General features: G+C 71.9%; 19 protein-coding genes. 13 read left to right on the forward strand and 6 right to left on the reverse strand.

All coding sequences use genetic code 11. The annotated features are described in order from the left end of the window. The first annotated feature begins 7 nt into the window (after positions 1-7). The 8 genes from ABD785_RS31975 (at position 8) to ABD785_RS32010 (ending at position 8,543) form a co-directional block, all read left to right on the forward strand. Complete coding sequence (locus ABD785_RS31975; protein ID WP_344835740.1) at positions 8-928, forward strand: Zn-ribbon domain-containing OB-fold protein; 921 nt, start codon at positions 8-10, stop codon at positions 926-928. Continuing rightward, positions 929-1,972, forward strand: coding sequence for a thiolase domain-containing protein (locus ABD785_RS31980; RefSeq protein WP_344835741.1), 1,044 nt, complete (start codon positions 929-931; stop codon positions 1,970-1,972). Between the two features lie 3 nt (positions 1,973-1,975). After that, complete coding sequence (locus ABD785_RS31985; protein ID WP_344835742.1) at positions 1,976-3,133, forward strand: thiolase domain-containing protein; 1,158 nt, start codon at positions 1,976-1,978, stop codon at positions 3,131-3,133. Beyond that, on the forward strand, positions 3,133-4,734 hold the full coding sequence (locus ABD785_RS31990; RefSeq protein WP_344835743.1) for an acyl-CoA synthetase: 1,602 nt from the start codon (positions 3,133-3,135) through the stop codon (positions 4,732-4,734). Before ABD785_RS31985 ends, ABD785_RS31990 begins: the two co-directional genes overlap by 1 nt. 97 nt (positions 4,735-4,831) lie before the next feature. Beyond that, positions 4,832-5,287 carry a MarR family winged helix-turn-helix transcriptional regulator gene (locus ABD785_RS31995; RefSeq protein ID WP_344835744.1) on the forward strand — a complete coding sequence of 152 codons (456 nt, stop codon included), beginning with the start codon at positions 4,832-4,834 and terminating at the stop codon, positions 5,285-5,287. Between the two features lie 30 nt (positions 5,288-5,317). Beyond that, on the forward strand, positions 5,318-6,823 hold the full coding sequence (locus ABD785_RS32000; RefSeq protein ID WP_344835745.1) for a serine/threonine-protein kinase: 1,506 nt from the start codon (positions 5,318-5,320) through the stop codon (positions 6,821-6,823). Between the two features lie 95 nt (positions 6,824-6,918). After that, positions 6,919-7,356: a Zn-ribbon domain-containing OB-fold protein gene (locus tag ABD785_RS32005; protein WP_344835746.1), complete on the forward strand. Its 438-nt coding sequence runs from the start codon at positions 6,919-6,921 to the stop codon at positions 7,354-7,356. Then, positions 7,353-8,543 carry a lipid-transfer protein gene (locus ABD785_RS32010; RefSeq protein ID WP_344835747.1) on the forward strand — a complete coding sequence of 397 codons (1,191 nt, stop codon included), beginning with the start codon at positions 7,353-7,355 and terminating at the stop codon, positions 8,541-8,543. The genes ABD785_RS32005 and ABD785_RS32010 overlap by 4 nt, the downstream gene beginning before the upstream one ends. Before the next feature lie 31 nt (positions 8,544-8,574). Here ABD785_RS32010 and ABD785_RS32015 read toward each other — a convergent pair whose 3' ends face one another. The 3 genes from ABD785_RS32015 to ABD785_RS32025 all read right to left on the reverse strand — a co-directional run bounded on the left by ABD785_RS32015 (position 8,575) and on the right by ABD785_RS32025 (position 12,753). Further along, positions 8,575-11,676 (reverse strand): hypothetical protein, encoded by a 3,102-nt coding sequence (locus tag ABD785_RS32015; RefSeq protein WP_344835748.1) that lies wholly within the window; start codon positions 11,674-11,676, stop codon positions 8,575-8,577. 91 nt (positions 11,677-11,767) lie between these two features. Next, positions 11,768-11,980: a PspC domain-containing protein gene (locus tag ABD785_RS32020; RefSeq protein WP_344835750.1), complete on the reverse strand. Its 213-nt coding sequence runs from the start codon at positions 11,978-11,980 to the stop codon at positions 11,768-11,770. 128 nt (positions 11,981-12,108) lie between these two features. Continuing rightward, complete coding sequence (locus ABD785_RS32025; protein ID WP_344835752.1) at positions 12,109-12,753, reverse strand: HAD family hydrolase; 645 nt, start codon at positions 12,751-12,753, stop codon at positions 12,109-12,111. Between the two features lie 94 nt (positions 12,754-12,847). Here ABD785_RS32025 and ABD785_RS32030 point away from each other — a divergent pair, with 94 nt between their 5' ends. Beyond that, complete coding sequence (locus ABD785_RS32030) at positions 12,848-13,879, forward strand: phosphotransferase family protein (protein WP_344835753.1); 1,032 nt, start codon at positions 12,848-12,850, stop codon at positions 13,877-13,879. Next, positions 13,876-14,952 (forward strand): Rv3169 family protein, encoded by a 1,077-nt coding sequence (locus ABD785_RS32035; RefSeq protein WP_344835755.1) that lies wholly within the window; start codon positions 13,876-13,878, stop codon positions 14,950-14,952. Before ABD785_RS32030 ends, ABD785_RS32035 begins: the two co-directional genes overlap by 4 nt. Before the next feature lie 18 nt (positions 14,953-14,970). Here the strand turns inward: ABD785_RS32035 and ABD785_RS32040 are convergent, their stop codons facing one another. Beyond that, positions 14,971-15,924 (reverse strand): LLM class F420-dependent oxidoreductase, encoded by a 954-nt coding sequence (locus tag ABD785_RS32040; protein ID WP_344835757.1) that lies wholly within the window; start codon positions 15,922-15,924, stop codon positions 14,971-14,973. Between the two features lie 9 nt (positions 15,925-15,933). Beyond that, a complete protein-coding gene (locus ABD785_RS32045) occupies positions 15,934-16,701 on the reverse strand; it encodes an SDR family oxidoreductase (protein WP_344835759.1) in 768 nt (255 codons plus the stop codon). Between the two features lie 68 nt (positions 16,702-16,769). Between ABD785_RS32045 and ABD785_RS32050 the strand changes: the two genes are divergently transcribed. Then, positions 16,770-17,771, forward strand: coding sequence for a phosphotriesterase family protein (locus tag ABD785_RS32050; protein ID WP_344835761.1), 1,002 nt, complete (start codon positions 16,770-16,772; stop codon positions 17,769-17,771). 67 nt (positions 17,772-17,838) lie between these two features. After that, positions 17,839-18,198: a DoxX family protein gene (locus tag ABD785_RS32055; RefSeq protein WP_344835763.1), complete on the forward strand. Its 360-nt coding sequence runs from the start codon at positions 17,839-17,841 to the stop codon at positions 18,196-18,198. An 11-nt stretch (positions 18,199-18,209) separates the two neighbouring features. Here ABD785_RS32055 and lysX read toward each other — a convergent pair whose 3' ends face one another. After that, positions 18,210-21,440: a bifunctional lysylphosphatidylglycerol synthetase/lysine--tRNA ligase LysX gene (lysX, locus tag ABD785_RS32060; protein ID WP_425547846.1), complete on the reverse strand. Its 3,231-nt coding sequence runs from the start codon at positions 21,438-21,440 to the stop codon at positions 18,210-18,212. 146 nt (positions 21,441-21,586) lie between these two features. Here lysX and ABD785_RS32065 point away from each other — a divergent pair, with 146 nt between their 5' ends. Continuing rightward, positions 21,587-23,257 carry a serine/threonine-protein kinase gene (locus tag ABD785_RS32065; protein ID WP_344835767.1) on the forward strand — a complete coding sequence of 557 codons (1,671 nt, stop codon included), beginning with the start codon at positions 21,587-21,589 and terminating at the stop codon, positions 23,255-23,257. Positions 23,258-23,315: the final 58 nt, after the last annotated feature.

Consider the following 23,315-nt stretch of genomic DNA (forward strand, 5'->3'; position numbering starts at 1 on the left):
AGAGACAGTGCCCAACCACATTCTTGAGTTCCCCGGCGGTTACACCCGCAGCGTCGGCCCGGTCATCGGCCGGTTCCTGTCGGAGCTGCGCGACGGCCGCATGGTCGGGGTGAAGACGGCCGAAGGCCGAGTGATCTTCCCGCCGACCGAGTACGACCCCGCCAACGGCCACGCCGTCACCGAGGAGTTCGTCGAGGTCGGCCCGCTGGCCACCGTCGAGTCCTACGCGTGGGTCGGCGAGCCGCTGCCCTCCCACCCCTTCGACCGGCCCTTCGCCTGGGCGCTGGTCAAGCCGGACGGCGCCGACACCGCGATCCTGCACGCCCTCGACGTGGGCGAGTACGAGCGCGGCGCCAAGCCGCCGAAGCGCCTCAAGGTCGGCCTGCGGGTCCGGCCCGAGTACAAGGACGAACGCGTCGGCGACATCTCCGACATCAAGGCGTTCCGGCCGGAGGTCACCATGATCACCGCGCCGAACCGGCTGGAGTTCGACCTGAAGCCCGGCAAGGCCCTGGACCGCTTCCTGGAGGGGATCGCCGACGGCAAGCTCCTCGGCCACCGCTGCCCGGTCTGCGCGAAGGTCATCGTCCCGATGAAGGGCCTGTGCCCCAAGGACGGCGTCCCGACCAGCGAGGAGGTCGAGGTGTCCGACGTGGGCACCGTCACGACCTTCGCGGTCAACAACCTGCCCGACCCCCGGGCGCCCGAGGTCCCCTTCGTCAGCGCCTACATCCTCCTGGACGGCGCCGACCTGCCGATGCTCGCCCTCGTCGCCGGGATCCCGGCCGACCAGGTGCGGATGGGCATGCGGGTCAAGGCGGCGTGGAAGCCGCGCGAGGAGTGGGGCCGGACCATCACCAACATCCGGTGGTTCGAACCGACCGGCGAGGCCGACCTGCCCTTCGAGCAGATCGAGAGGTACCTCTAGATGAAAGACGTCGCGATCGTCGCGTTCACGCAGACGAAGCACACCGCCGAGGACCAGGGGCACTCCGAGACCGAACTGCTCCTCCCGCTGTTCCAGGAGATCAAGGAGCAGGTCGGGATCAGCCGGTTCGACTTCACCTGCTCCGGCTCCTGCGACTACCTGATCGGCGCCCCGTTCTCCTTCGTGTCCGCCCTGGACGCCGTCGGCGCCTGGCCGCCGATCTCGGAGAGCCATGTCGAGATGGACGCCGCCTGGGCGCTCTACGAGGCCTGGGTGAAGATCCAGTACTCCGACATCGAGACCGCTCTGGTCTACGGCTTCGGCAAGCCGTCGCAGGGCAGCCTGCGCGAGGTCATGAACCGCCAGCTCGACCCGTACTACCTGGCGCCGCTGGGCGTCGACCAGGTCAGCCTGGCCGCGCTCCAGGCCCAGGCCTACCTGACCCGCTCCGGCGCGAAGGAGGGCGACCTCACCGCGGTCGCCGCCCGCTCCCGCGCGGCGGGGCGCGAGAACCCCTTCGCCCTGCACCTCGACGACCCCGCGGGCGACGCCCCCTACGACGTCGCCCCGCTGAAGGTCCACGACGTGGCGGGCGAGGCCGACGGAGCCGCCGTGATCGTGCTGGCGACCGGCGACAAGGTCCGCGAGATCTCCGAGCGGACCGGCCTGAAGCCGGCCTGGATCCGCGGCATCGCCCACATCTCCGACGCGCACTCGCCGGGCGTCCGCGACCTGTCGGTCTCGGCCTCGGCCCGCATCGCGGGGGAGAAGGCGGGCGTCGGCCCCGGCATCGAGGTCGCGGAGCTGCACGCGCAGTTCTCGCACGAAGAGCTGATCCTCCGCGAGGCCCTGAACCTGGGCGACGACGTGCGGATCAACCCGTCCGGCGGAGCGCTGTCCGCCAACCCGGTCATGGCCACCGGCCTGATCCGGATCGGCGAGGCCGCCGCCCGCATCCACCGCGGCGAGGCCCGCAAGACCCTCGGCCACGCGACGCTCGGTCCCTGCCTTCAGCAGAACCTCGTCGCCGTCCTGGAGGCCTGACCCATGGGCAACCCCTGCGCGATCATCGGGGTCGGACAGACCCACTACACGACCAAGCGCCTCGACGTCTCCGTCGCCGGGCTGCTGCGCGAGGCCGCCCTGCGCGCCCTCGAGGACGCGGCGCTCACCTGGGACGACATCGACGCCGTGGTCCTCGGCAAGGCCCCCGACATGTTCGAGGGCATCATGATGCCGGAGGCCTACCTGGCCGACGCCCTGGGCGCCACGGGCAAGCCCGTGATGCGCGTCCACACGGCCGGATCGGTCGGCGGCTCGACGGCCATCGTCGCCGCCAGCATGATCCAGTCGGGCGTCCACCGGCGGGTCCTCACCGTGGCCTGGGAGAAGCAGTCGGAGTCGAACGCCACCTGGGCGCTCACCGTCGGCGGCCCCCACAGCACGTCGCTGGTCGTCGGAGCGGGCGGCTACTTCGCCCCGCACATCCGTGCCTACATGCGGCGCTCGGGCGCACCCGACCACATCGGGACGCTCGTGGCCGTCAAGGACCGGCAGAACGCGCTCAAGAACCCCTACGCGCACCTCAAGATCCCGGGCATCTCGCGCGAGATGGTCGAGATGACGCCGATGCTGTGGGAGCCGATCCGCTACCTGGAGACCTGCCCGTCCTCCGACGGCGCGTGCGCGATGGTCCTCGCCTCCGAGGACGCCGCCAAGCAGGCCCCCAACAAGCCGGCCTGGGTCCACGGCACCGCGATGCGCTCCGAGCCGATCTTCTTCGCGGGCCGTGAGACGGTCAACCCGCAGGGCGGCAAGGACTGCGCCGCCGACGTCTACCGGCAGGCCGGCATCGCCGACCCGCGCCGCGAGATCGACGTCGCCGAGGTCTACGTGCCGTTCTCCTGGTACGAGCCGATGTGGCTGGAGAACCTCGGCTTCTGCGGCGAGGGCGAGGGCTGGAAGCTGACGGAGTCCGGCGCCACGGCCCTGGACGGCGACATCCCGTGGAACGCCTCCGGCGGGGTGCTGTCGTCGAACCCGATCGGCGCGTCCGGGATGATCCGGTTCGCCGAGGCGGCCCTCCAGGTCCGCGGCATGGCCGGGGAGCACCAGGTCGACGGGGCCCGCCGCGCCCTCGGCCACGCCTACGGCGGCGGAGCCCAGTTCTACGCCATGTGGATCGTTGGGAGCGAGAAGCCCTGATGGATGCGAACCCGAGCCCGGTCTTCAACCACGCCGATCTGTTCGAGGGCATCGCCGACCGGCTGCCCGACCGCGTCGCGCTGGCCTGCGACGGTGAGCACCTGACCTTCCGCGAGCTCGACGAGGTCGCCAACCGGCTGGCGCACGCCCTGCTGGCGGCGGGCGTCCAGCCGGGGCAGCACGTGGGGATGCAGCTCTACAACGGCGTCCCGTACGTGGTGGCGCTGATCGCGACCATGAAGATCCGGGCGGTGCCGGTCAACGTCAACTACCGGTACGTCGAGGCGGAGCTGGAGTACCTGTACGGCGACTCCGACATCGTCGCGCTTCTGTACGACGTCGAGTTCGACGCCCGGGTCGCGAACGTCGCGCCGGTCCAGGAGAAGCTGAGGACGCTGATCGCGGTCGGCGGCGCCAGCGCGGTGCCGGGCGCGGTCGAGTACGACGCGCTGCTCGCCGGGCAGCCCGCTGGGCGGGGCTTCGGGCCGCGCCGCGAGGACGACACCTACATCGTCTACACCGGCGGCACGACCGGGATGCCCAAGGGCGTCATGTGGGACACGAAGGACATCCTGTTCGCCTTCGCCAACCCCACCTACCCGGCGCCCGAGACGCCGCAGGGCTGGATCGACCACGCCGCGAACTCCGGCACGCTCACCATGATGCCCGTCGCCCCGCTGATGCACGGCGCGGCGCAGGTGGCCATCTGGATCGCCTGGTGGATGGGCGCGACCGTCGTGTTCACCCGCAAGTTCGACGGCCACGGCGTGTGGAAGACCATCGAGACCGAGAAGGTCAACTCCCTGACCATCACCGGCGACGCGATGGCGATCCCGATGGCCGACGCGCTGGAGAAGGCCGTCAAGGAGGGGAACGGCTACGACCTGTCGTCGCTGTTCGCCTACGTCTCGACCGGCGCCATCTTCACCGGGACGGTCCGCGACCGCATCCAGGAGCTGCTGCCGAACGTCATGGTGCTGGACCGCTTCGGCTCGACCGAGTCGGGCTCCACCGCGCAGGCCACCACCGGGTCGTCCCCGGAGAAGGGGCTGCGCTTCGCCCCCGACGTCGAGAACATCGCCGTCCTCGACGACGGGCTCGAGATCGTCCAGCCGGGGTCGGGCGTCATGGGCCAGGTGGCGCGCACCGGCTTCATCGCCCGCGGCTACTACAAGGACGAGGCCAAGACCGCCAAGACCTTCCCGACCACCCCCGACGGCCGCCGCTGGCTCCTGACGGGCGACATCGCGACGGTCGAGGAGGACGGCACCATCGCCGTCTTCGGCCGCGGTTCCCAGACCATCAACACCGGCGGGGAGAAGGTCTTCCCCGAGGAGGTCGAGGCGGTGCTCAAGGGCCACCCGGCCGTCTTCGACGCCGTCGTCACCGGCATCCCCGACGAGCGCTTCGGCTACCGGGTCGCCGCGGTCGTCCAGCTCCGCGATCCGGACGTCGCCCGCGAGGACCTCGACGCCCACTGCCGCAAGGAGCTGTCCGGTTACAAGGTCCCCCGCACCTACGCCTTCGTCCCGGAGATGAAGCGCAGCCCCGCGGGCAAGGCCGACTACCGCTGGGCCAAGGAGATCGCCCAGGGGTCCTGAGCCACCTGACGTACGCCCTGTCCGGTCCCGTCCCCGCAGCCCGCGGGGGCGGGACCGGCGCGTTCGCGGCATGGCGTGCGGCGACTATTGTTGAATCGTGGATCAGTTGGGATGCGAGCTGCGCGACAAGGTCCGCCGGAACGCCATGTGGTCGGTGCTGCTGCACAGCGCCGCCGCGGCCAAGGTCGGGCTGAACGCCACCGACACGCAGTGCATCGACCTGCTGACGATGGCGGGGCCGCTCACTCCGGGCCAGCTCGCGCAGGCGATGAGCCTGACCAGCGGCGGGGCCATCACCGCGCTCATCGACCGGCTGGAGCGGGCCGGTTTCGTCCGGCGCGTGCCCGACCCCTCCGACCGGCGCCGTGTCCTGGTCGAGCCGGTCGCCGACCAGGTCGAGCAGTTCTCCGAGTACTTCCGCCCGGTCGCGGACGCCGCGTGGGAGCGGCTGGAGAAGTACACCGACGAGGAGCGCCGGGTGCTGATCCGCTTCCTGGACGACGTCCACGGGGTCATGCCGGATGTGATCCAGGAGCTCCGCGCGCTGCCATAATTCTCCCGATCCTGACGGGAGATGACTTTCATGCTGATTCCGGGATACGAGATCGGCGGGGTTCTGGGGCAGGGCGGGTTCGGCACCGTCTACGAGGCCGAACAGCTGTCGGTGCGGCGCCGGGTGGCGCTGAAGGTCGACAGCCGGGTGCTGGCGACCGAACGGGACCGGAGGCGGTTCATGCGCGAGGTCACGACCGCCGGACGGCTCTCGGGGCATCCGCACGTCGTCGCGGTCCATGACGCGGGCGTCCTGGCGGACGGCCGCCCCTACATGGTCATGGAGCTGTGCCCGAACGGGTCGCTGGCCGACCGGCTCCGCGAGCGGGGACCGTTCCCGGCGGAGGAGGTCCGTGATCTCGGCGTGCGGATCGGCGACGCGCTCGCCGCCGCGCACGGGGCCGGGGTGCTGCACCGCGACCTCAAGCCGGGCAACCTGCTGGTCAACCGGTACGGGATGGTCGCGCTCGCCGACTTCGGGCTGGCCGCGGAGCAGGTCGCGGGTGCCGAGATGTCGGCCACCCGCAACGCGCTGACCCCGGCGTTCGCCCCGCCGGAGGCCTTCCGGCACGAGGAGCCGACCGCCGCGGGCGACGTCTACTCGCTCGCCGCCACGCTCTACGCGCTGCTGCGCGGGCGCCCGCCGCACTACCCCGAGACCGGCAATCCGACGATCATGCAGCTCGCGGCCTCGCTCCGGCAGCCCGTCCCGCCGCTGCCCGGCCTTCCGCAGGCGTTCAACGACCTGCTCCGCGGGGCGCTGGCGTTCGAGCCGAAGGACCGGCCGCCCTCGGCGGCGGCCTTCCGCGACGCCCTCGCGGCCCTCGACCTGGCCGGGGCGGGCCCGGTCACCCGCCGTGCGGAGGAGACCGGACCGGCGTGGCCGCCGCCCACCGAGCCCGCCGCCGAGCGGGCCCTGCCGGTACGCAGGAGCCGGACCCACCTCCTGGTCGGGGTCGCCGCGCTGGCGGTGGCCTCCCTCGCGCTGGGCGGCGTCGGCGTGATGCTCTACCAGGGTTCGCGGGACGATCCCGGCAGGACGGCGTCCGCCGATCCGAAGAACGGCGCCGACGAGAAGGACCCGGCCGCCGACCCCTACCCCGGCATCGACGTCAGCGACGACGGCTGCGCGGCGGCGAAGATCTCCGGGCTGGAGGCGACCTGCACCAAGAGCCCCGAGTGCTGGGACGGCATCGAGATCCGCTCGGGCGACGCCAGGGGCACCAAGGGCGTCTGCACCGGGCAGCACACCTGGGAGACCTTCGCCGTCGCGCCGCTCCCCGACCCGCCGACCTGGAACTACGCCGAGCTGGTGCGGAACGACCGTCCCGTCGATCCGGCGATGCGCCGGGTCTGCGGCACCAGGACCCTCCTCGCCTCGCGCAAGGGCGCCGGCGCCCGCATCCCCGCCCGCCGCTGGGTGATCGACGTGCTGCCGCCCTCCGAGGCCTCCTTCAAGGAGGGCGTGCGCTACTACCGGTGCATAGCCAGGCTCGACACCGGCCTCATGGCCCTCACCAAGCCCGCCTTCGGCTAGCACCCGTCTACAGGCCAGGGCGGCCCCGTCATGTACCGCCCCGGCCGCGTCTTGTACATTTGAGCGGTCGCTTGGTTGGTTTTTGAGGAGGTCGGGTGCTCAAGGAACGAAGGCTCGCCATCGAGGGGTGGTTCACCACCGACCCGGTGGCCCTGCTCGGAACCCGCTGCGGTTCCTGCGGCACCCCCTACTTCCCGCGGAACGAGCTCGCCTGCCGCAACCCGGGATGCTCCGGGCCGAAGGACGGGTCCGAGCTGTCGGAGTACGCCTTCGGCACCCGCGGGACGCTCTGGTCCTACGCGGACGCCCGCTACAAGCCGCCCGCCCCCTACGTCTCGCCCGACCCCTTCCGGCCCTACCTGCTGGCCGCGGTCGAGCTGGCGGAGGAGAAGCTCGTCATCCTCGGGCAGGTCGCCCCCGGCGTCTCCCTGGACGACCTGAGCGTCGGCCAGGAGATGGAACTGACCGTCGGCACCCTCTACGAGGACGACGAGGCCGAGTACGTCGTGTGGATGTGGAGCCCGGTCGCATGAGCAGCAGAGACATCGCCGTCATCGGCACCGGCATGCACCCGTGGGGCAAGTGGGGCCGCAACTTCGTCGAGTACGGGCTCGCCGCCGCCCGCGAGGCCCTCGCGGACGCCGGGCTGTCCTGGCGGGACGTCCAGTACGTCGCGGGCGCCGACACCATCCGCAACGGCTATCCGGGCTTCATCGCGGGCGCGACCTTCGCCCAGGCGCTCGGCTGGTCGGGCGCGCAGGTCTCCTCCTGCTACGCCGCCTGCGCCTCGGGCGCCCAGGCCATCGCCAACGCCCGCGCCCAGATCCTCGCCGGACTGTGCGACGTCGCCCTCGTCGTGGGCGCGGACGCCGCCCCGAAGGGCTTCTTCGCGCCCGTCGGCGGGGACCGTCCCGACGACCCCGACTGGCTGCGGTTCCGCCTGCTCGGCGCGACCAACCCGATGTACTTCGCGCTCGCGGCCCGCCGCCGCATGGCGCTGTACGGCTCGACCGTCGAGGACTTCGCGCACGTCAAGGTGAAGAACTCCCGGCACGGGCTCGCCAACCCCAACGCCCGCTACCGCAAGCAGGTCGCGGTCGAGGAGGTGCTGGAGTCCCCGGTCGTGGCCTCCCCGCTCCGCCTGCTCGACATCTGCGCCACCAGCGACGGCGGCGCCGCCCTGGTCCTCACCTCGGCCGAGTTCGCGCGCTCCCGCGGCCTGCACCCCGTGCGGATCGCGGGCCTGTCCACCCGGACGCCCGCCTTCCCCAAGACGGTCATCGACCTGCCCGACTTCGCGACCGACTCGGCGATGACGGTCGACCCGGGGGAGCGGACCTTCCGCGAGTCCCTCGCCCACGACGCCTTCACCCAGGCCGGCGTCGCCCCCTCCGACGTCTCCCTGGCCGAGGTCTACGACCTGTCCACGGCCCTGGAACTGGACTGGATGGAGGACATCGGGCTCTGCGCGAAGGGCGAGGCCGAGTCCCTGCTGCGCGCGGGCGAGACGACCATCGGCGGCCGGATCCCGGTCAACCCCTCCGGCGGTCTCGCCAGCTTCGGCGAGGCGATCCCCGCCCAGGCCATCGCCCAGATCTGCGAGCTCACCCGCCAGCTCCAGGGACGCTCCGAGGGCCGTCAGGTCGAGGACGCCACCGTCGGGATCGCGGTCAACCAGGGCCTGTTCGGCCACGGATCGGCCACCGTCGTCGTCCGCTGACGGACTACGAGGGCGTGCCCTGGCCCGCGGCTCAGTGCTTCTCGCGGGCCAGGGCGTCGACGGCGTAGCGCAGCCGGGCGTCGACGATCAGATGCTCGTCCTCGGGGCAGTCCAGGAGCGCCTTGGCGTACTCCAGGAGCTGGTCGTCGGTGAGATCGGGGTCGTCGGCGGCCAGCCGGGTGATCAGGTCGACCAGGTCCTCGCGCTGGTAGGTGACGATCGACCGGCCGCGCTCGATCGCGATCGGCTCGGGCCGCGGCTCGGGGACCGGCTCGGGCTCCGACGACGGCAGGGTCGGCTGGCGGGCGGGGACGCCGGACTCCAGCAGCGGGAAGCGGGCGGCGAGCGCGCCGAACAGGGTCGAGTCGGGGGTGACGGTCGCGTCCGGCGGGATCTCGCCGCCCTCGCCGACCACGATGACCCGCGGCGCCATCCACAGCAGGTAGAGGGCGTCGGCGCCCTCGTCGTTGTGGTCGATCACGATCACGTCGAAGGCGTCCTTGGCGGCGGGCAGGACCGTCGCCACCTGCGCGAGCGGCATGATCCACACCGGGAGCGCCTCGGCCTTGGGACGGCCGTGCACGCGCGAGAGGGTCCAGCCCCACGCCTCGGCGGCGGCCAGCGACGCGGCGGCGTCCTCGGTCGCGGCCGTGGTCTGGTCGAGGTGCTCCTCGATCGACTGCTCGGCCGGGGTGCGCGGCCGGTCCTCCAGGAAGGAGGAGACGTAGGCCCAGTGCCAGGCCCGCTCCCACTCCTCGGGAACGATCATCGGCGTGGCGGCCAGCACCGGATGGGCCTCGGCGAGCCTGGCCAGGAGCTGGTCGCAGCGGGCCTGGGCGGCGCGCTCGTTGTGCGCCTCGCCCAGCGCCGCCAGGCAGCGCTCGTAGCCCGCCAGGTCGCGCGCCGACAGCGCGGCGGCGGCCGCGCTCAGCTCCGGCGGCGCCTGGCCCTTGCCGACCTCCAGCTCGATCGCCTGCCGCAGCGAGGCGAGCGCCGCCCACGCCGTGGACGCGCGCCGCCGGATCCTGACGGTCTCCAGCGACGCGCGGTAGGCCTGCCACTCGGCCGGGTTGCGCAGCGGGACGCTCAGCCCGAGCTGGCGCAGCAGGTTCGCCGACTCGGCGACGGCCAGCAGCGCGGTGCGGACCTGCCCGAGCCGGGTGTAGAGCACGGCGAGCTGGGCGACCATGCCGTCCAGCGGCCTGCCCTCGACCAGTTCGACGCCGACCTTCGCCCAGCCGTCCAGCAGTTCCTCGACGGCCAGCCGTCCCTCGAGCGCCGCGATGACGGCGTCGAGCAGCTCGGTGGTGACCGGGGTCTCGCCGTCGACGGTCGCCTCGGTGAGCAGCGGCTCGGCCCGCTTCTGGGCGGCCGAGCGCAGCGGCCCGCGCTTCAGCGTGCCGCCGCCGGCCAGATAGGCGTGCAGCTCGTGCGCCGCGCCGAGCAGCTCGCCCTCCTCGCCGGGCGGCAGGACCACCCAGCGGTTGCCCAGCGTGCGCAGCGCCCGGTCGGCCGCGGCGGCCCGGGAGGCCAGCTCGGCGACGTGCTCCCAGCCCGCGGAGCGTCCGCCCAGGCCGTCGGCGATGGCCCGGACGGTCCAGTCGCCGGTGTTCCAGTCGACGCCCATCTCGCTCATCGCGGCGCCCACGGCGTTCGCGCAGGCCTCGAGCCGGTCGATCACGGCCGGATCGCGGTCCGACAGCCGCTGCGCCAGGTCGCCCGCCGGATCGGGCGCGGGAACCTGGGCGACGGTGATGAGCGCCCTGACCTGCTCGACGCTCGGCAGCATCGACGGGTCGGGCAGGTTCTGCACCGCCCTGGCCCGCCGCTCGGCGGTCTGGGTCGCCAGCAGCCCGACCAGCTCGGCCGCCTCGGCGGTCGTCAGCGGAGGCTGCTCCGGCAGGCCGTTGATCACCGGCATCCACGGGAAGCCCTCGCGCAGCGCGGCCTGGATCTCCTCGACGGTCCCCGCGTACCCGTGGCCGAGGTCGAGGCGTTCGGCGTGACGCATCCCGCCGAGCCTGGCCCGCAGCGCGGACGACTCGTGCTCCAGCAGGTGCAGCCGGTCGGCGTGGTCGCCCAGAGCCCGGTCGTAGCGTTCGGGATCGTAGGACCCGTACCGGACGGCCAGCGCCGCCAGCCGCTCCGGCAGGTCGGACCGGTCGCCGTCCACGGTCACGGCCAGGCCCGCGAGCTCCGGCGGCAGGGCGTCGCGGATCTCGGTCGGCGATGGCGTGGTGACCAGGATCCGCTGCCCGCGCGCCAGCAGCGCGGTGAGCAGCCCGCCGAAGGACGCGCGGTCCTGGAGATGGGCGAGACGGTCCTCGCCGGTCGGCCGCAGGAAGTGCGCCAGCCCCGCCGGGACGGGACCGTCGGCGAGCTCGGCGAGCATCCCGTCGAGATAGTCGACCAGCGCGGTCTCCGAGTGCGGCCGCAGCACGAGCGCGGGCGCCAGGCGGACCTTGGCGTGCGGCGGGGCGCCCGCCGCTGAGCCGTTGGCCGCCTGCTCGTCGGTCCAGTCCTCACGGAAGTCGATCGGCTCGTCGAAGGCGAAGGAGCACCACTTGCGGAGCACGTCGGCGACGGAGTCCTGGAGACCCGCGCCCTGGCCGGTCCTGACGGCGTCGCGGAGCCAGTCGGTGCGGGCGGGCCGGAACCCGGGCAGGTCCTCCAGCAGATCGCGGTCCTGGAGCGATGTGGGCCGCGTGGAGAGCACCACGTCGACGCGCTCGGTCGCCGGATCGACGGTCACGCGCACCGGGGTGGCGAGGAGATGGTTGCGGACGCCCGTGCCGTCACCGGCCTGCCACGTGAGCAATCCCACAGCGAGGACGAGCTCGCGGTCGCGCGGGACCTCGGCGAGACCGCGCAGGGTCCGGTACCAGCGGCGCAGGGCCAGCCAGCCGTCGAACTCCTCCAGCGCGGCCGGCGGGCTGAGCGGGATCGGGGGCAGGCCGAACAGGACCTCCCCGCCGCGCGCGTCCAGCTGGACGCGCAGCTCACCCGGCAGTTCGGCCAGCCAGTGCACCTCGTCGTACCCGGCCACGTCCAGAACGCGCGCCCGTCTGGAGCGCGTCAGGTCGCGGACGAACCGCAGCAGTTGCACCGCCTCGGCGTTCAGCTCGCCGCTCACACCCCTCCCTCGGATCGACCGCCTGCCCAGGCTCGATCTAACACGGCTCCGCCCCATTGTCCAACAGAGTCGGCCGATCCGGGGTGACGGGTCACGCCGAGTAGGTGGCCTTGGTGCGGTACTTCGACTCGGTCGGCATCATGATCCACAGAACCAGGTACACGATGAACTGCGGACCGGGCAGCAGGCAGGAGATCAAGAACAGTACACGGACCAGGCCGGCGCTCATCCCGAATCGACGGGCCAGCCCGGCGCACACGCCGGCGAACATCTTGCCGTTGCTCGGACGGTACAGGCCTTCCATTGCATCCCCCTTGGGAAATCGTTCTGACACTGTTCACGCTAAGTACCGCGAACCGGTCTCGGATCCGCCGGGAGGACTGTTCCGGCCTGCTACTTCAGGCGTAAGGGTTCCCCCTTAAGGGGCCCTGCTCAGGAGGTCCGGAGGAGGCCGGGGAGCTCGGCGAGGGCGTCGATCCGGAACGCGCACCGGGCCAGCAGCTCCGGATCGTCCTGGACGTGCCCCCAGGGGCCCCTGCGCAGGAACGCCACCGGCATCCCGTAGGCCAGGGTCGGCCGGACGTCGTTGTCGATCCGGTCGCCCACGTAGAGGATCTCGGACGCCGCGAACCCGGACTCGGCCACCACCCGGTCGAAGAACGCCGGGAGCGGCTTCTCGACGCCCCACTCCTCCGACGTCGCCAGCAGGTCGTACTCGAGGTCCATCGCGGCCAGCGCCGCGGTGGCCGTCCTGGGCTGGTTGCCGGCGATGCCCACGAACAGGCCCATCTTGCGCAGTTCGGCGAGGGTCTCCCGGACGTCGGGGTAGAGGTCTCCGGCGTCGAAGCCGTTGGGGATCCGCGCCTCGGCGCGGGCGGCCTCGGCCGCGGCGAGGTCGAATCCGGGCCGGAAGTGCTCGAAGACGGCCATGTGGTTCTCGCCGCGCTGGATCACCCCGCCGAGCACGGCGTTGAAGGTGTGCCGGGGCACGCCCAGCCAGTCCGCCCACGCGCCGTAGATCCGTCCCTCGTTGATGAGGGTCTCGCCGACATCGAAGAAAACCGCCCTGATCGTCACGAATCCGATGGTAGGCAACACTTCCCCCCGCCCGGTCCGGCGGGCTAGGTTTCCAGAAACCTACCGAGCGCTTGGTTTTCTACGAGGAGGCGCCTTGCCGGTACCCGACCAGAGAGACCCCGAGATCACCCGGGACGTCCTCACCCGCTGGCTGGACGAGCGGCTGCCCGGAGCCCGGGTGGAGGAGCTGCAGACCCCCGCCACCAGCGGATTCTCCGCCGAGACGCTGATCTTCAGTGCCGGCGGACGCGATTTCGTGGCCAAGGTCGCACCGACCGGCTACCAGATCTTCCCCGAACCGCGGTTCGAGGAGCAGTACAGGGTGCTCGGCGCGCTGCGCGGGCGCGGCCTCAACGTGCCAGAGGTGTTCTGGTACGAACCGGACACCTCCCTGCTGGGCGCGCCGTTCTTCGTCATGGGCGCGGTCGAGGGCCGTGCCCCGAGCGACAACCCGCCCTACCACCAGGCCGGCTGGGTCACCGAGATCGCGCCCGAGGACCGGGCCCTGCTGTGGAACAACGGCCTCGACGCGATGGCCTCCGTCCACGCCCAGCCCGTCGCCGGGCTCGAGTTCGTCGACCAGACCGGCCACGGGCCCACCGGCCTCACCCAGCGGCTCAACTACTACGAGCACTACTTCCGCTGGGCCTACGAGGGGAAGGTGCCGCTCGCCGAGACCGCCCTGGCCTGGCTGCGCGACAACCAGCCCGCCGAGACCCGCCCGCCGTCCCTGCTGTGGGGCGACTCCCGGATCGGCAACCTGCTGTTCGCCGACGACTTCTCGGTCTCCGGGATCCTCGACTGGGAGATGGTCACCCTCGGCCAGCCCGAGGAGGACCTGTCCTGGTACCTCTACCTCGACCGGCACCACTCCGACTGCCTCGACCTGCCGCGGCTGCCCGGTTTCCCCACCCCCGAGGAGACCGTCGAGCGCTACGGCCGGATGCTCGGCCGCCCGATGGAGCACACGAAGTACTACGAGGTGCTCTCGGGACTGAAGTTCACGGCCGTCATGGCCCGCATCGGCCAGCTCTTCATCAGCTACGAGCTGGTCGGCCCGGACGACCCCTTCCCGCACACCAACACCGCGACGAAGCTGCTCGGCAAGGTCATGGAGGAACTGTGAGTCTCTCGCCGCTCGATGATTACCCGATCCACCAGATCTCCGGGGTGATGCGGCACGTCGGCACCTCCGACCGGAACTTCTACGACCGGTACTACTTCAACTGCTTCCCGGTCTCCGGCGACATGATGCTGATCATCGGCGTCGGGCAGTATCCGAACCTCGGGGTCACCGACGCGTTCGCGGTGCTGCGCAGGGGCGACGTCCACCAGGTCGTCCGGGCCTCACGCGAGCTCGGGAACGACCGGATGAACACCGACATCGGCCCGTTCCACGTCGAGGTGATCGAGGGGCTGAAGCGGCTCCGCGTGGTCCTCGACGAGAACGAGCACGGGCTGAGCTTCGACCTCACCTGGGAGGGCTCGATCCCCGCGACCCTGGAACCGCGCCACTACGTGCGCTGGCAGGAACGCGTCATGTTCGACTCCACCCGGATGGCCCAGACCGGCCGCTGGACCGGCCATCTGGTCACCGACGGCGAGCGCGTCGAGGTCACCCCCGGCACCTGGTGGGGCACCCGCGACCGCTCCTGGGGCGTCCGCCCGGTGGGCGAGTCCGAGCCCCCGGGCATCCAGGCCAACAACGCCGGGACGTTCTACTGGACCTACTGCCCGGTCCAGTTCGACGACCACTCGATCCTGGTCATCATCCAGGAGGACGAGCAGGGCCGCCGGGTCCTGGAGGAGGCCACCCGCATCTGGAACGACGGGCGGGGCGAGGAGTACCTCGGCCGTCCTGAGTACCGGCCGGACTACGACCCCGGCACCCGGAACTCCCCGTCGGCGACGCTGGCCTTCGCGCCGCCCGGCGGCAAGCCGTTCGAGATCCGGGTGACGAGCCTGCTGCCCGTCCATCTGATGATCGGCACGGGGTACGGCCTGGAGCCGAACTGGAAGCACGGCATGTACCAGGGGAAGGACCTGGTCGTCCAGGGCGACCGCCGCGACGCGTCGTCCCCCGAGATGTGGGGCCTGGTCGACGCGGCCGCCCGGTTCGAGTACGACGGCCAGGTCGGTTACGGGCTGTACGAGTACTGGGCGCTCGGCCCCCACCCGAGTTTCCCGGGCGAGGGCTGAGCGCCCCGGGCCCACCGGTCAGCCGAGCTTGACCGGAGCGACGGCGCGGACGGCCTCGAGACCGTTGAGCTGGGTGTTGGGCAGCAGGGCCAGCACCGGCGTGGTGAGGCCGTTCGCGACGTACTCCTTGATGCGGTCGCGGCAGGCGTCGGCGGAGCCGTGGACGATCAGGTCGTCCACGACCTCGTCGGGGATGGACTTGAGGGCGGCCTGACGGTCGCCCGCCGCCCAGGCCTCGTTCATCGGCCGCAGGGCGTCGCCGCGGCCGAGCCACTCGTGGAAGGCCCGGTAGACCGGGACGTTCATGTAGGCGGCGATCAGCCAGCGGCCCAGGTTGCGGGCCTCCTCGGCGTCATCGGTCGGGATCACGAAGATCCGGGCGATGAGCTCCTTCTCGGCGTCGAACGCGGCCCTGATCGTCGGGACGTCGTGCGGGGCGAGCCAGTTGGTGATGGCGGCGTCGGCCTCGCGGGCGGCCAGCTTCAGCATGCCGGGGCGGAGCGCGGCCAGGGCGATGCCGGGCGCGACCGCGGGGGCCGACTCCAGCTTGAACCCCTTGACGCCCAGCGCCTCGTCGGTGACCTTCTCACCGGCGAGGGCGCGGCGCAGGAACCGCAGGGTGTCGCGGACCTTCGCGTACGGCTCGGTGAACGGGATGCCGTTCCAGCGCTCGACGATCGTGTCGCTGGAGGTGCCGATGCCGAGCACGAACTTGCCGGGGGCCAGATCGGCGATCGTCGCGGCCTGCTGGGCGAGCAGCCCGGGCCCGCGGGTGTACACCGGGACGATCGCGGGGCCGAGCCGGAGCGTCGGCGCCCACTGGGAGGCCAGGGCGAGCGGGGTGAAGCCGTCGGTGCCGTTGGTCTCGGCGGACCACACGTCGGTGTAGCCGAGAGCGGGCAGCTCCTCGACGATGGCCCGGTGGTCGGCGAGGCCGACGCCGGGCAGCGGAATGGTGAGTCCCCAGTTCATCGCAGGCTCCTAAGCGATTGCCGGTCGGATGATCGATCCGCCGTCGACGACCATGGTCTGCCCCGTCATCCAGCTCGCGGCGTCACCGGCGAGGAACGTCGCGGCGTTGGCGATGTCCTCGGGCACCCCGAGGCGGCCGAGGGGGAGGTCCTTGCTGATGGCCTCCTCGTTCTCGGCCCACAGCGCGCGGGCGAGCTGCGTCTTCACCAGCCCGGGGGCGATGGCGTTGACCCGCACCTTCGGCGCGAGCTCCATCGCGAACTGCCGGGTGATGTGGATGACGGCCGCCTTGGTGGCGTTGTAGTAGCCGATGCCGTGCTCGGTGACGAGGCCGCCGACCGAGGCGATGTTGACCACGGAGCCGCCGTGCTCGGCCATCGAGGCCCGCCAGGCGAGCTGGGTCCACTGCACGACCGCGAACTGGTTGACCTGGACGGTCTTCTCCGCGGCACGGGCGTCGATGTCGACCAGCGGCCCGTAGTGGGGGCTCGTCCCGGCGTTGTTCACGAGCACGTCGAGCCGCCCGAACTCGGCGACGGCCGCGTCGACGCAGGCGGCGGCCTGGTCGGCGTCGCCGACGTGGGCGGCCTTGGCCAGTACCCTCGCGCCCGGGTGCGCTGCCAGCAGCTCGGCGGCGACCTCGTCGAGGCTCTCCTGCCTGCGCGAGGACAGCACCACGTTGGCGCCCTCGGCGGCGAGGGCGAAGGCGATGGCCTTGCCGATGCCGCGCGAGGCTCCGGTGATCAGAGCGGTCTTTCCAGCGAGTCCAGTCTCCACGAACGCCTCCCAGAATCCGATTCGGGGGAACTCTATCCGCTAACTGACTCATGGGTTACTTTGCCCCCATGGCCACTGTAGAGAGTGTGCGCGGGCCCATCGACGCGGCCGCGCTGGGTGTCACCCTGATGCACGAGCACGTCTTCGCCGTCTCGACCGAGCACATCCAGAACTACGGGAACGGCTCCTGGTGGGACGAGGAGTTCCGGATCACCGACGCGATCACCCGGCTCCGCTCGGTCGCCGCCCAGGGTGTGCGGACGTTCGTGGATCCGACGGTCTGGGGCCTCGGCCGTTACCTGCCCAGAATCCAGCGGATCAACGCCGAGGTCCCCGAGCTGAACATCGTCGTGGCGACGGGCTACTACGACTACGACGGCGCCCCGACCCCGTTCTTCCTGCGCGCCCCCGGCGGCCTCCTCGACGACGGCGGGCCCGACCCGCTGGCCCTGGAGTTCGTCCGGGATCTCACGGTCGGCATCGCCGACACGGGGGTGAAGGCCGCCTTCCTCAAGTGCGCGGTCGAGCACCCGCCGGGCGCGGACGGCCGGGTCGCCCCGGGCGTCGAGCGGACGGCGAAGGCCGTCGCGTACGCCCACCGCGAGACGGGCGCCCCGATCACCGTCCACACCCATCCCGCCGCGCACACGGGCCGCTGGGCCCTCGACCTGTTCCGGTCGGAGGGCGTGGACCTGACCAAGGTCGTCCTGGGCCACAGCGGCGACTCGGGCGACCTCGACCATCTGATGGAGCTCGCCGACACCGGCGCGATCCTCGGCATGGACCGCTTCGGCGTCGACGCCACCCGCGACACCCCCGCCCGGGTCGAGACGGTCGCGGCCCTGGCCGCCCGCGGCTACGCCGACCGCATGGTCCTCAGCCAGGACGCCGCCTGCTTCCTCGACTGGTTCGGCCCCGACTACGACACCCTGCGCCCGGCCCTGCTGCCCAACTGGCACTACGAGCACGTCCTCGCCGACGTCGTGCCCGCCCTCCGGGACGCCGGGGTCTCCGCCAAGGACGTCGACCAGATGCTCGTCACCAACCCCGAGCGCTACTTCACCCGCTGAAACACCGGCGATCATTGTTGCGAGGGCAACATTGCCCGGTGGCCCGGCCGACCCTAGGGTCGCCTCCATGGACGCTTCCACCCGACGTCTCGGGACTCTGCTCGCCGGCATGGGGATTCTTCACTTCGCCGCGCCGAAGCCGTTCGACGCGATCATCCCCGAGTCGCTCCCGGGGACGGCCCGCAGCTGGACGCATCTGAGCGGGATCGCCGAGCTCGCCCTCGGGGCGGCGGTCCTCAACCCGTCGACCCGGCGGCTGGGCGCCCTCGGCGCGGCGGGCCTGTTCGCCGCGGTGTTCCCCGCGAACGTCAAGATGGCCCGGGACTGGAAGGACAAGCCGGGGCCGATGCGGGCCGCCGCCCGTGCCCGCCTGCCGCTCCAGATCCCGCTGATCGCCTGGGCGCTCTGGGTGGCCCGCAAGCCCTGACCCTCCCGCGCTCAGGTGGGACGGACCAGCGGGAAGGGGATCGTCTCGCGGATGCTCTTGCCCGTGAGGGTGATGAGCAGCCGGTCGATGCCCATGCCCATGCCGCCCGCGGGGGGCATGGCGTACTCCAGCGCCCGCAGGAAGTCCTCGTCGATCTCCATGGCCTCGGGGTCGCCGCCCGCCGCCAGCAGGGACTGCTCGGTGAGGCGGCGGCGCTGGAGGACGGGGTCGATCAGCTCGGAGTAGGCGGTGCCGAGCTCGATGCCGCCCACGATCAGGTCCCACTTCTCGGCCAGCCGCGGGTCGTCGCGGTGCGGGCGGGTCAGCGGCGAGGTCTCGGCGGGGAAGTCCCGGACGAACGTCGGCGCGATCAGGGTGTGCTCCACCAGCAGCTCGTACAGCTCCTGGACGAGCCTGCCCTGGCCCCAGGCGGAGTCGAACTCGAGGTTCACCCCGGTCGCGTGCTCGCGGACGTCGGCCAGCGGCGTGCCCGGGGTGATCTCCACGCCGAGCGCCGCCGAGACCGAGCCGTAGACGGTGATCTCCGACCAGTCCGTGGCCAGGTCGAACGCCATCCCCGGACGGTCGATCACCGTCGTGCCGAGGGCCTCGGTGGCGGCGGCCACGACGAGCCGCCGGGTGAGCGCCGCCATCGTGTCGTAGGTGCCGTAGGGCTCGTAGGCCTCCAGCATCGTGAACTCGGGGTTGTGCCGCGGCGAGACGCCCTCGTTGCGGAAGTTGCGGTTCAGCTCGAAGACCTTGCCGACGCCGCCGACCAGCAGCCGCTTCAGGTAGAGCTCGGGCGCGATCCGCAGGTAGAGGTCGAGGTTGTAGGCGTTCATCCGGGTGGTGAACGGCCGGGCCGTCGCCCCGCCGTGGACGGGCTGGAGCATCGGCGTCTCGACCTCGAGGAAGCCGCCGGCGCGCAGGGCGTCCCTGACGGCCGCGACGGCCGTCCCGCGGGTCCGCACCATCCTCCTGGCCTCGTCGTTGACGATCAGGTCGACGTACCGCTGCCTGACCCGGGTCTCCTCGCCGAGGCCGCCGGGGGCGGGCAGCGGGTGCAGGCACTTGGCCGTCAGCGCCCAGGACGCCGCCCGGACGGTCAGCTCGCCCGACCGGGTCGTCATGACCTCGCCGGTGACGCCGACCTGGTCGCCGAGGTCGATGAGCGTCTTCCACCGGGGCAGGTCGGGCAGCTCGGAGGTGAGCATGATCTGGAGGTCGCCGGTCTCGTCCCGCAGGGTGGCGAAGCAGAGCCGGCCGTGCTCGCGGGAGGACACCACCCGTCCGGCGACGGCGGCGGTGACGCCGGTGAGGGAGTCGGGGGCCAGCGAGCCGTACCGCTCCCGGAGCCCGGCGGCGTAGTCGGTGCGGTCGTAGCCGAGCGGGTAGGGGTCGATCCCGGCGGCGCGGAGGCGGTCGAGCTTGGCGTGCCTGACCCGCTCCTGCTCCGACAGCCGCCGCTGCGGCGTCCTGGCGGCCTCGGCCGACTCCTCGACCAGGGCGATCTGGGCGAGGAGGGCGGGGGTGGCGGTCGCGGCGGCCAGCGGGGGCTTGCGGAGGGTCGGCAGGAACCCCTCGGCCTTCGCGGCGGCCAGCCCGATCCGGACGGCGTCGCGCGAGTTGTGGAAGCAGATGAACCGGGGCAGCCAGTCGGGGTGGTACTTGGCGTTGGCCAGGTAGAGCGACTCGAGCTGCCAGAAACGGGAGGCGAACGACATGAGCCCGTACCCGAGCCGGAGCAGGGGGCCCGCGCCGATCTGGGTGCCGCGTTCGAACACCGACCGCAGCACGGCGAAGTTCAGCGAGATCCGGGAGACGCCGACCGTCCCGGCGTTGGTGGCCAGCATCGCCACCATGTACTCGTTGAGGCCGTTCTCGGCGGCCCGGTCGCGGCGCATGAGGTCGAGCGACAGGCCGTTGCGGCCCCACGGGACGAAGCTGAGCATCCCGCGGCGGGTCCCGTCGCGGTCGAAGGCCTCGACCATGACGCACCGGCCGTCGGCGGGGTCGCCGAGCCTGCCGAGCGCCATCGAGAAACCGCGTTCCGCGGCCCCCTCGCGCCAGCGTTCGGCGTCCTCGATGACCTGGGCCATCTCGGCCGCGGGGATCTGGCCGTGCCGCCGGATCCGGACGGAGTACCCGGCCCGCTGCACCCGCCGGACGGCCTGCCTGACCTGGCGCATCTCGCGGCCGTCGAGGTTGAAGTCGGCGGTCTCCAGGATGGCCTCGTCGCCGAGTTCCAGGGCGTCCATGCCGTGCCGGGCGTAGGCCTGGGCGGCCCTGGAACCGGCGCTCATCACGCCGGGGATCCAGGCGTGGGCCCGGCACATCTCCAGCCAGCCCCCGATCGCGCCGTCCCAGGCGTTCGGGTCGCCGAGCGGGTCGCCGCTGGCCAGGCAGACGGTGCCCTCGACCCGGTAGGAGATCGCGGCCCGGCCGGACGGCCCGACGAGGACGTCCTTGTCGCGGCGGAGCGCGAAGTAGCCGAGGGAGTCCTGCTCGCCGTACTCGGCGAGCAGGGCGCGGGCGGGCAGCTCCTCCTCGGCGCGCAGGACGGCGTCGCCGCGGCCGGGCCGGAACAGGGCCCAGACGGTCAGGATGAACAGGCCGCCGCCGAGGAAGTCGAGGACGAGGTCGACCCAGCCGGGCACGTGCACGTTGATCGGGTCGCCGGTGACGGCGGCGCCGAGGGCCGACTGGAAGAAGGCGTAGGCGGTGTAGGTCCAGGCGGCGCCCGCGGCGTCCTGGTCGGTGATCCCGACCAGGAGGGTTCCCACGACCAGGGTGAACAGCAGGAAGAAGACGAAGACCCGCAGCGCGAGCCGCCGGTTGGCCCGGTCGGGCAGGGTGTTGAACCGCCCGCGGCAGGCGATCAGGCCGGCGAACACGAGCCCGAAGCAGACCGCGACGAGACTCCAGACGAGCCCGCCGTCGGTGGGGCTGACGGCCGTGAGCACGGCCACCAGGAAGAACAGGCCGAAGACGACGGTGACGATCCGCCACGCGGACCGCTTCCTGCGGCGGATACCGTAGGAGAGCAGGATCAGCAGGAGCCCGTAGGCGAGGCTGGGCGCCCACCCGAGCACCGTCAGCCAGCGCAGCGCCCAGATGCCGGCGAGCTCCTCGATGAGGCTCGACGACAACCACGCGACGATCGAGACGATGCCCGAAAGCCGGACGTACCAGAAAACGACCGTTGGCACGGGTTTTGTCAGCCGCACCCATAGGCTTCCCATGATCCCCCCGTCATGATCCATACCCACATTTCCATCGCCTGCCCTCGGAACTTCGGTCCGGTGGTTCGCATCTAACGCCGCAGAGAGGGCATCAGCCCTGGCGCGGCTACCGATATGCCCCTTCGACTATGGATATGGTCACTTCTATGCCGAACGAGACCCACCACCGCCTCCTCGCGCGCCGCTACAGGCTCGACGCGCAGGTCGGACGGGGCGGGATGGGCACTGTATGGCAGGCCTTCGACGAGGTGCTCGGCCGGGACGTGGCCGTCAAGGAGGTCATCCTCCCGTTCGGGCTGAGCGACGAGGAACGCGACCTCCAGCACCGCCGCACCTTCCGGGAGGCCAGGACGGCCGCCCGGCTGGCCCACCCCGGCGTGGTCACCGTCTACGACGTCGTCGAGGAGGACGACCGGCCGTGGATCGTGATGGAACTGATCAAGGCGCCGTCGCTCGACAAGGTCATCAAGGACGGCGGCACCCTCACGGCCAGGCGCGCCGCGCGGATCGGCGCCCAGATGCTGTCGGCGCTGCACGCCGCGCACGAGGCCGGTGTGCTGCACCGCGACGTCAAGCCGTCGAACGTGCTGCTCGCCGAGGGGGACCGCGCCGTCCTCACCGACTTCGGCATCGCCCACGCGACCGGCGACGCCACCCTGACCGCCACCGGCCTCGTCATGGGCTCGCCCGCCTACATCGCCCCGGAGCGGGCGCGCGGGCGGATCGCGGGGCCCTCCTCCGACCTCTGGTCGCTCGGGATCACCCTCTACGCCATGTGCGAGGGGCGCTCGCCCTACGAGCGGTCGGAGCCGATGGCGTCGCTGCTGGCGATCATCTCCGAGGAGCCCAGGGTCTCCGAGCAGGCCGGGCCGCTGAACAAGGTCATCGCGGGGCTGCTGCGCAAGGAGCCCGACGAGCGGATGACCGTCCACGAGGCCGGGGTGCTGCTCGACGAGATCGCCAACGGCAAGGGCGGCGCGGCGACCAGGCCCGTCCCGCGGCCGGAGCCGGTCGTCTTCGAGCAGCCCGCGCCGCCCGTGGTCCCGCCGCCCGCGAGCCCGCGGGACGGGGCCGTGCGGCTGGGCGCGGCCACGGTGGCCTCCCGGGCACGCGGCGGCGGCCCGACGCTCGCGATCGTCGCGGCGATCGTCCTGGTCACGGCGCTGGTCGTCGGCGGGATCTTCTGGATGCAGACCCGCGACGGCGAGCCGGAGGACGGGGCGAAGCCCACGACCGGGACCTCCCAGAAGCCGGAGAGCGGCAAGCCGTCGTCCTCGCCGTCCGCCAGTGCCTCCAAGAGCAGCGCGCCGCCGTCCAAGTCGCCCTCGGCGACCCCGAGCACCCCGGCGTCCGGTGCGGTCCCCGCCGGGTTCCGCGAGTACAAGGACCCGACGGGCTACTCCCTCCAGGTGCCGTCGGACTTCACCGGGCCCGAGCGCAGGAACGCCGAGAACCACTACTTCTACTCGCCGGACGACCAGCGCACCATGATCCAGATCGGGCAGACCGACGATCCGGGCGAGAGCGCGATCGCCGACTGGGAGCAGCAGGCCGCGGGCAACGCCATTCCGGGTTACGAGAAGGTCGCGATCGTCGCCACTCCGGACCAGCCGCCGGTTCTCGGCAAGAACGGTGCGAACTCAGCGGACTGGGAGTTCATCTCAGTGGTGAACGGCGTGCGCATGCACACGCTCAACCGGGGATTCCTCCTGAACGGCATGGGTTACGCGATCTTGTTGCGGGCGCCCGACAGTGAGTGGACGAAGACCCTGGAGCGGATGCGGCCGGTGTTCGAGAGCTTCAAGGGCAAGTCCTGACGCGTTCGCGGCGGGTACGGGCCTTTACGGAATCGTGAACAAAACTCGATAGGGTCCG

It is taken from the genome of Actinocorallia longicatena (assembly GCF_039534125.1).
Taxonomy (GTDB): domain Bacteria; phylum Actinomycetota; class Actinomycetes; order Streptosporangiales; family Streptosporangiaceae; genus Actinocorallia; species Actinocorallia longicatena.

Coding starts and splice junctions, on each gene's coding strand:
- ABD785_RS31980 (WP_344835741.1), top strand. CDS start 929: ATGAAAGACGTCGCGATCGTCGCGTTCACGCAGACGAAGCACACCGCC.
- ABD785_RS31985 (WP_344835742.1), top strand. CDS start 1,976: ATGGGCAACCCCTGCGCGATCATCGGGGTCGGACAGACCCACTACACG.
- ABD785_RS31990 (WP_344835743.1), top strand. CDS start 3,133: ATGGATGCGAACCCGAGCCCGGTCTTCAACCACGCCGATCTGTTCGAG.
- ABD785_RS32000 (WP_344835745.1), top strand. CDS start 5,318: ATGCTGATTCCGGGATACGAGATCGGCGGGGTTCTGGGGCAGGGCGGG.
- ABD785_RS32010 (WP_344835747.1), top strand. CDS start 7,353: ATGAGCAGCAGAGACATCGCCGTCATCGGCACCGGCATGCACCCGTGG.
- ABD785_RS32020 (WP_344835750.1), bottom strand. CDS start 11,980: ATGGAAGGCCTGTACCGTCCGAGCAACGGCAAGATGTTCGCCGGCGTG.
- ABD785_RS32040 (WP_344835757.1), bottom strand. CDS start 15,924: ATGAACTGGGGACTCACCATTCCGCTGCCCGGCGTCGGCCTCGCCGAC.
- ABD785_RS32050 (WP_344835761.1), top strand. CDS start 16,770: ATGGCCACTGTAGAGAGTGTGCGCGGGCCCATCGACGCGGCCGCGCTG.
- ABD785_RS32055 (WP_344835763.1), top strand. CDS start 17,839: ATGGACGCTTCCACCCGACGTCTCGGGACTCTGCTCGCCGGCATGGGG.
- lysX (WP_425547846.1), bottom strand. CDS start 21,440: ATGGGAAGCCTATGGGTGCGGCTGACAAAACCCGTGCCAACGGTCGTT.
- ABD785_RS32065 (WP_344835767.1), top strand. CDS start 21,587: ATGCCGAACGAGACCCACCACCGCCTCCTCGCGCGCCGCTACAGGCTC.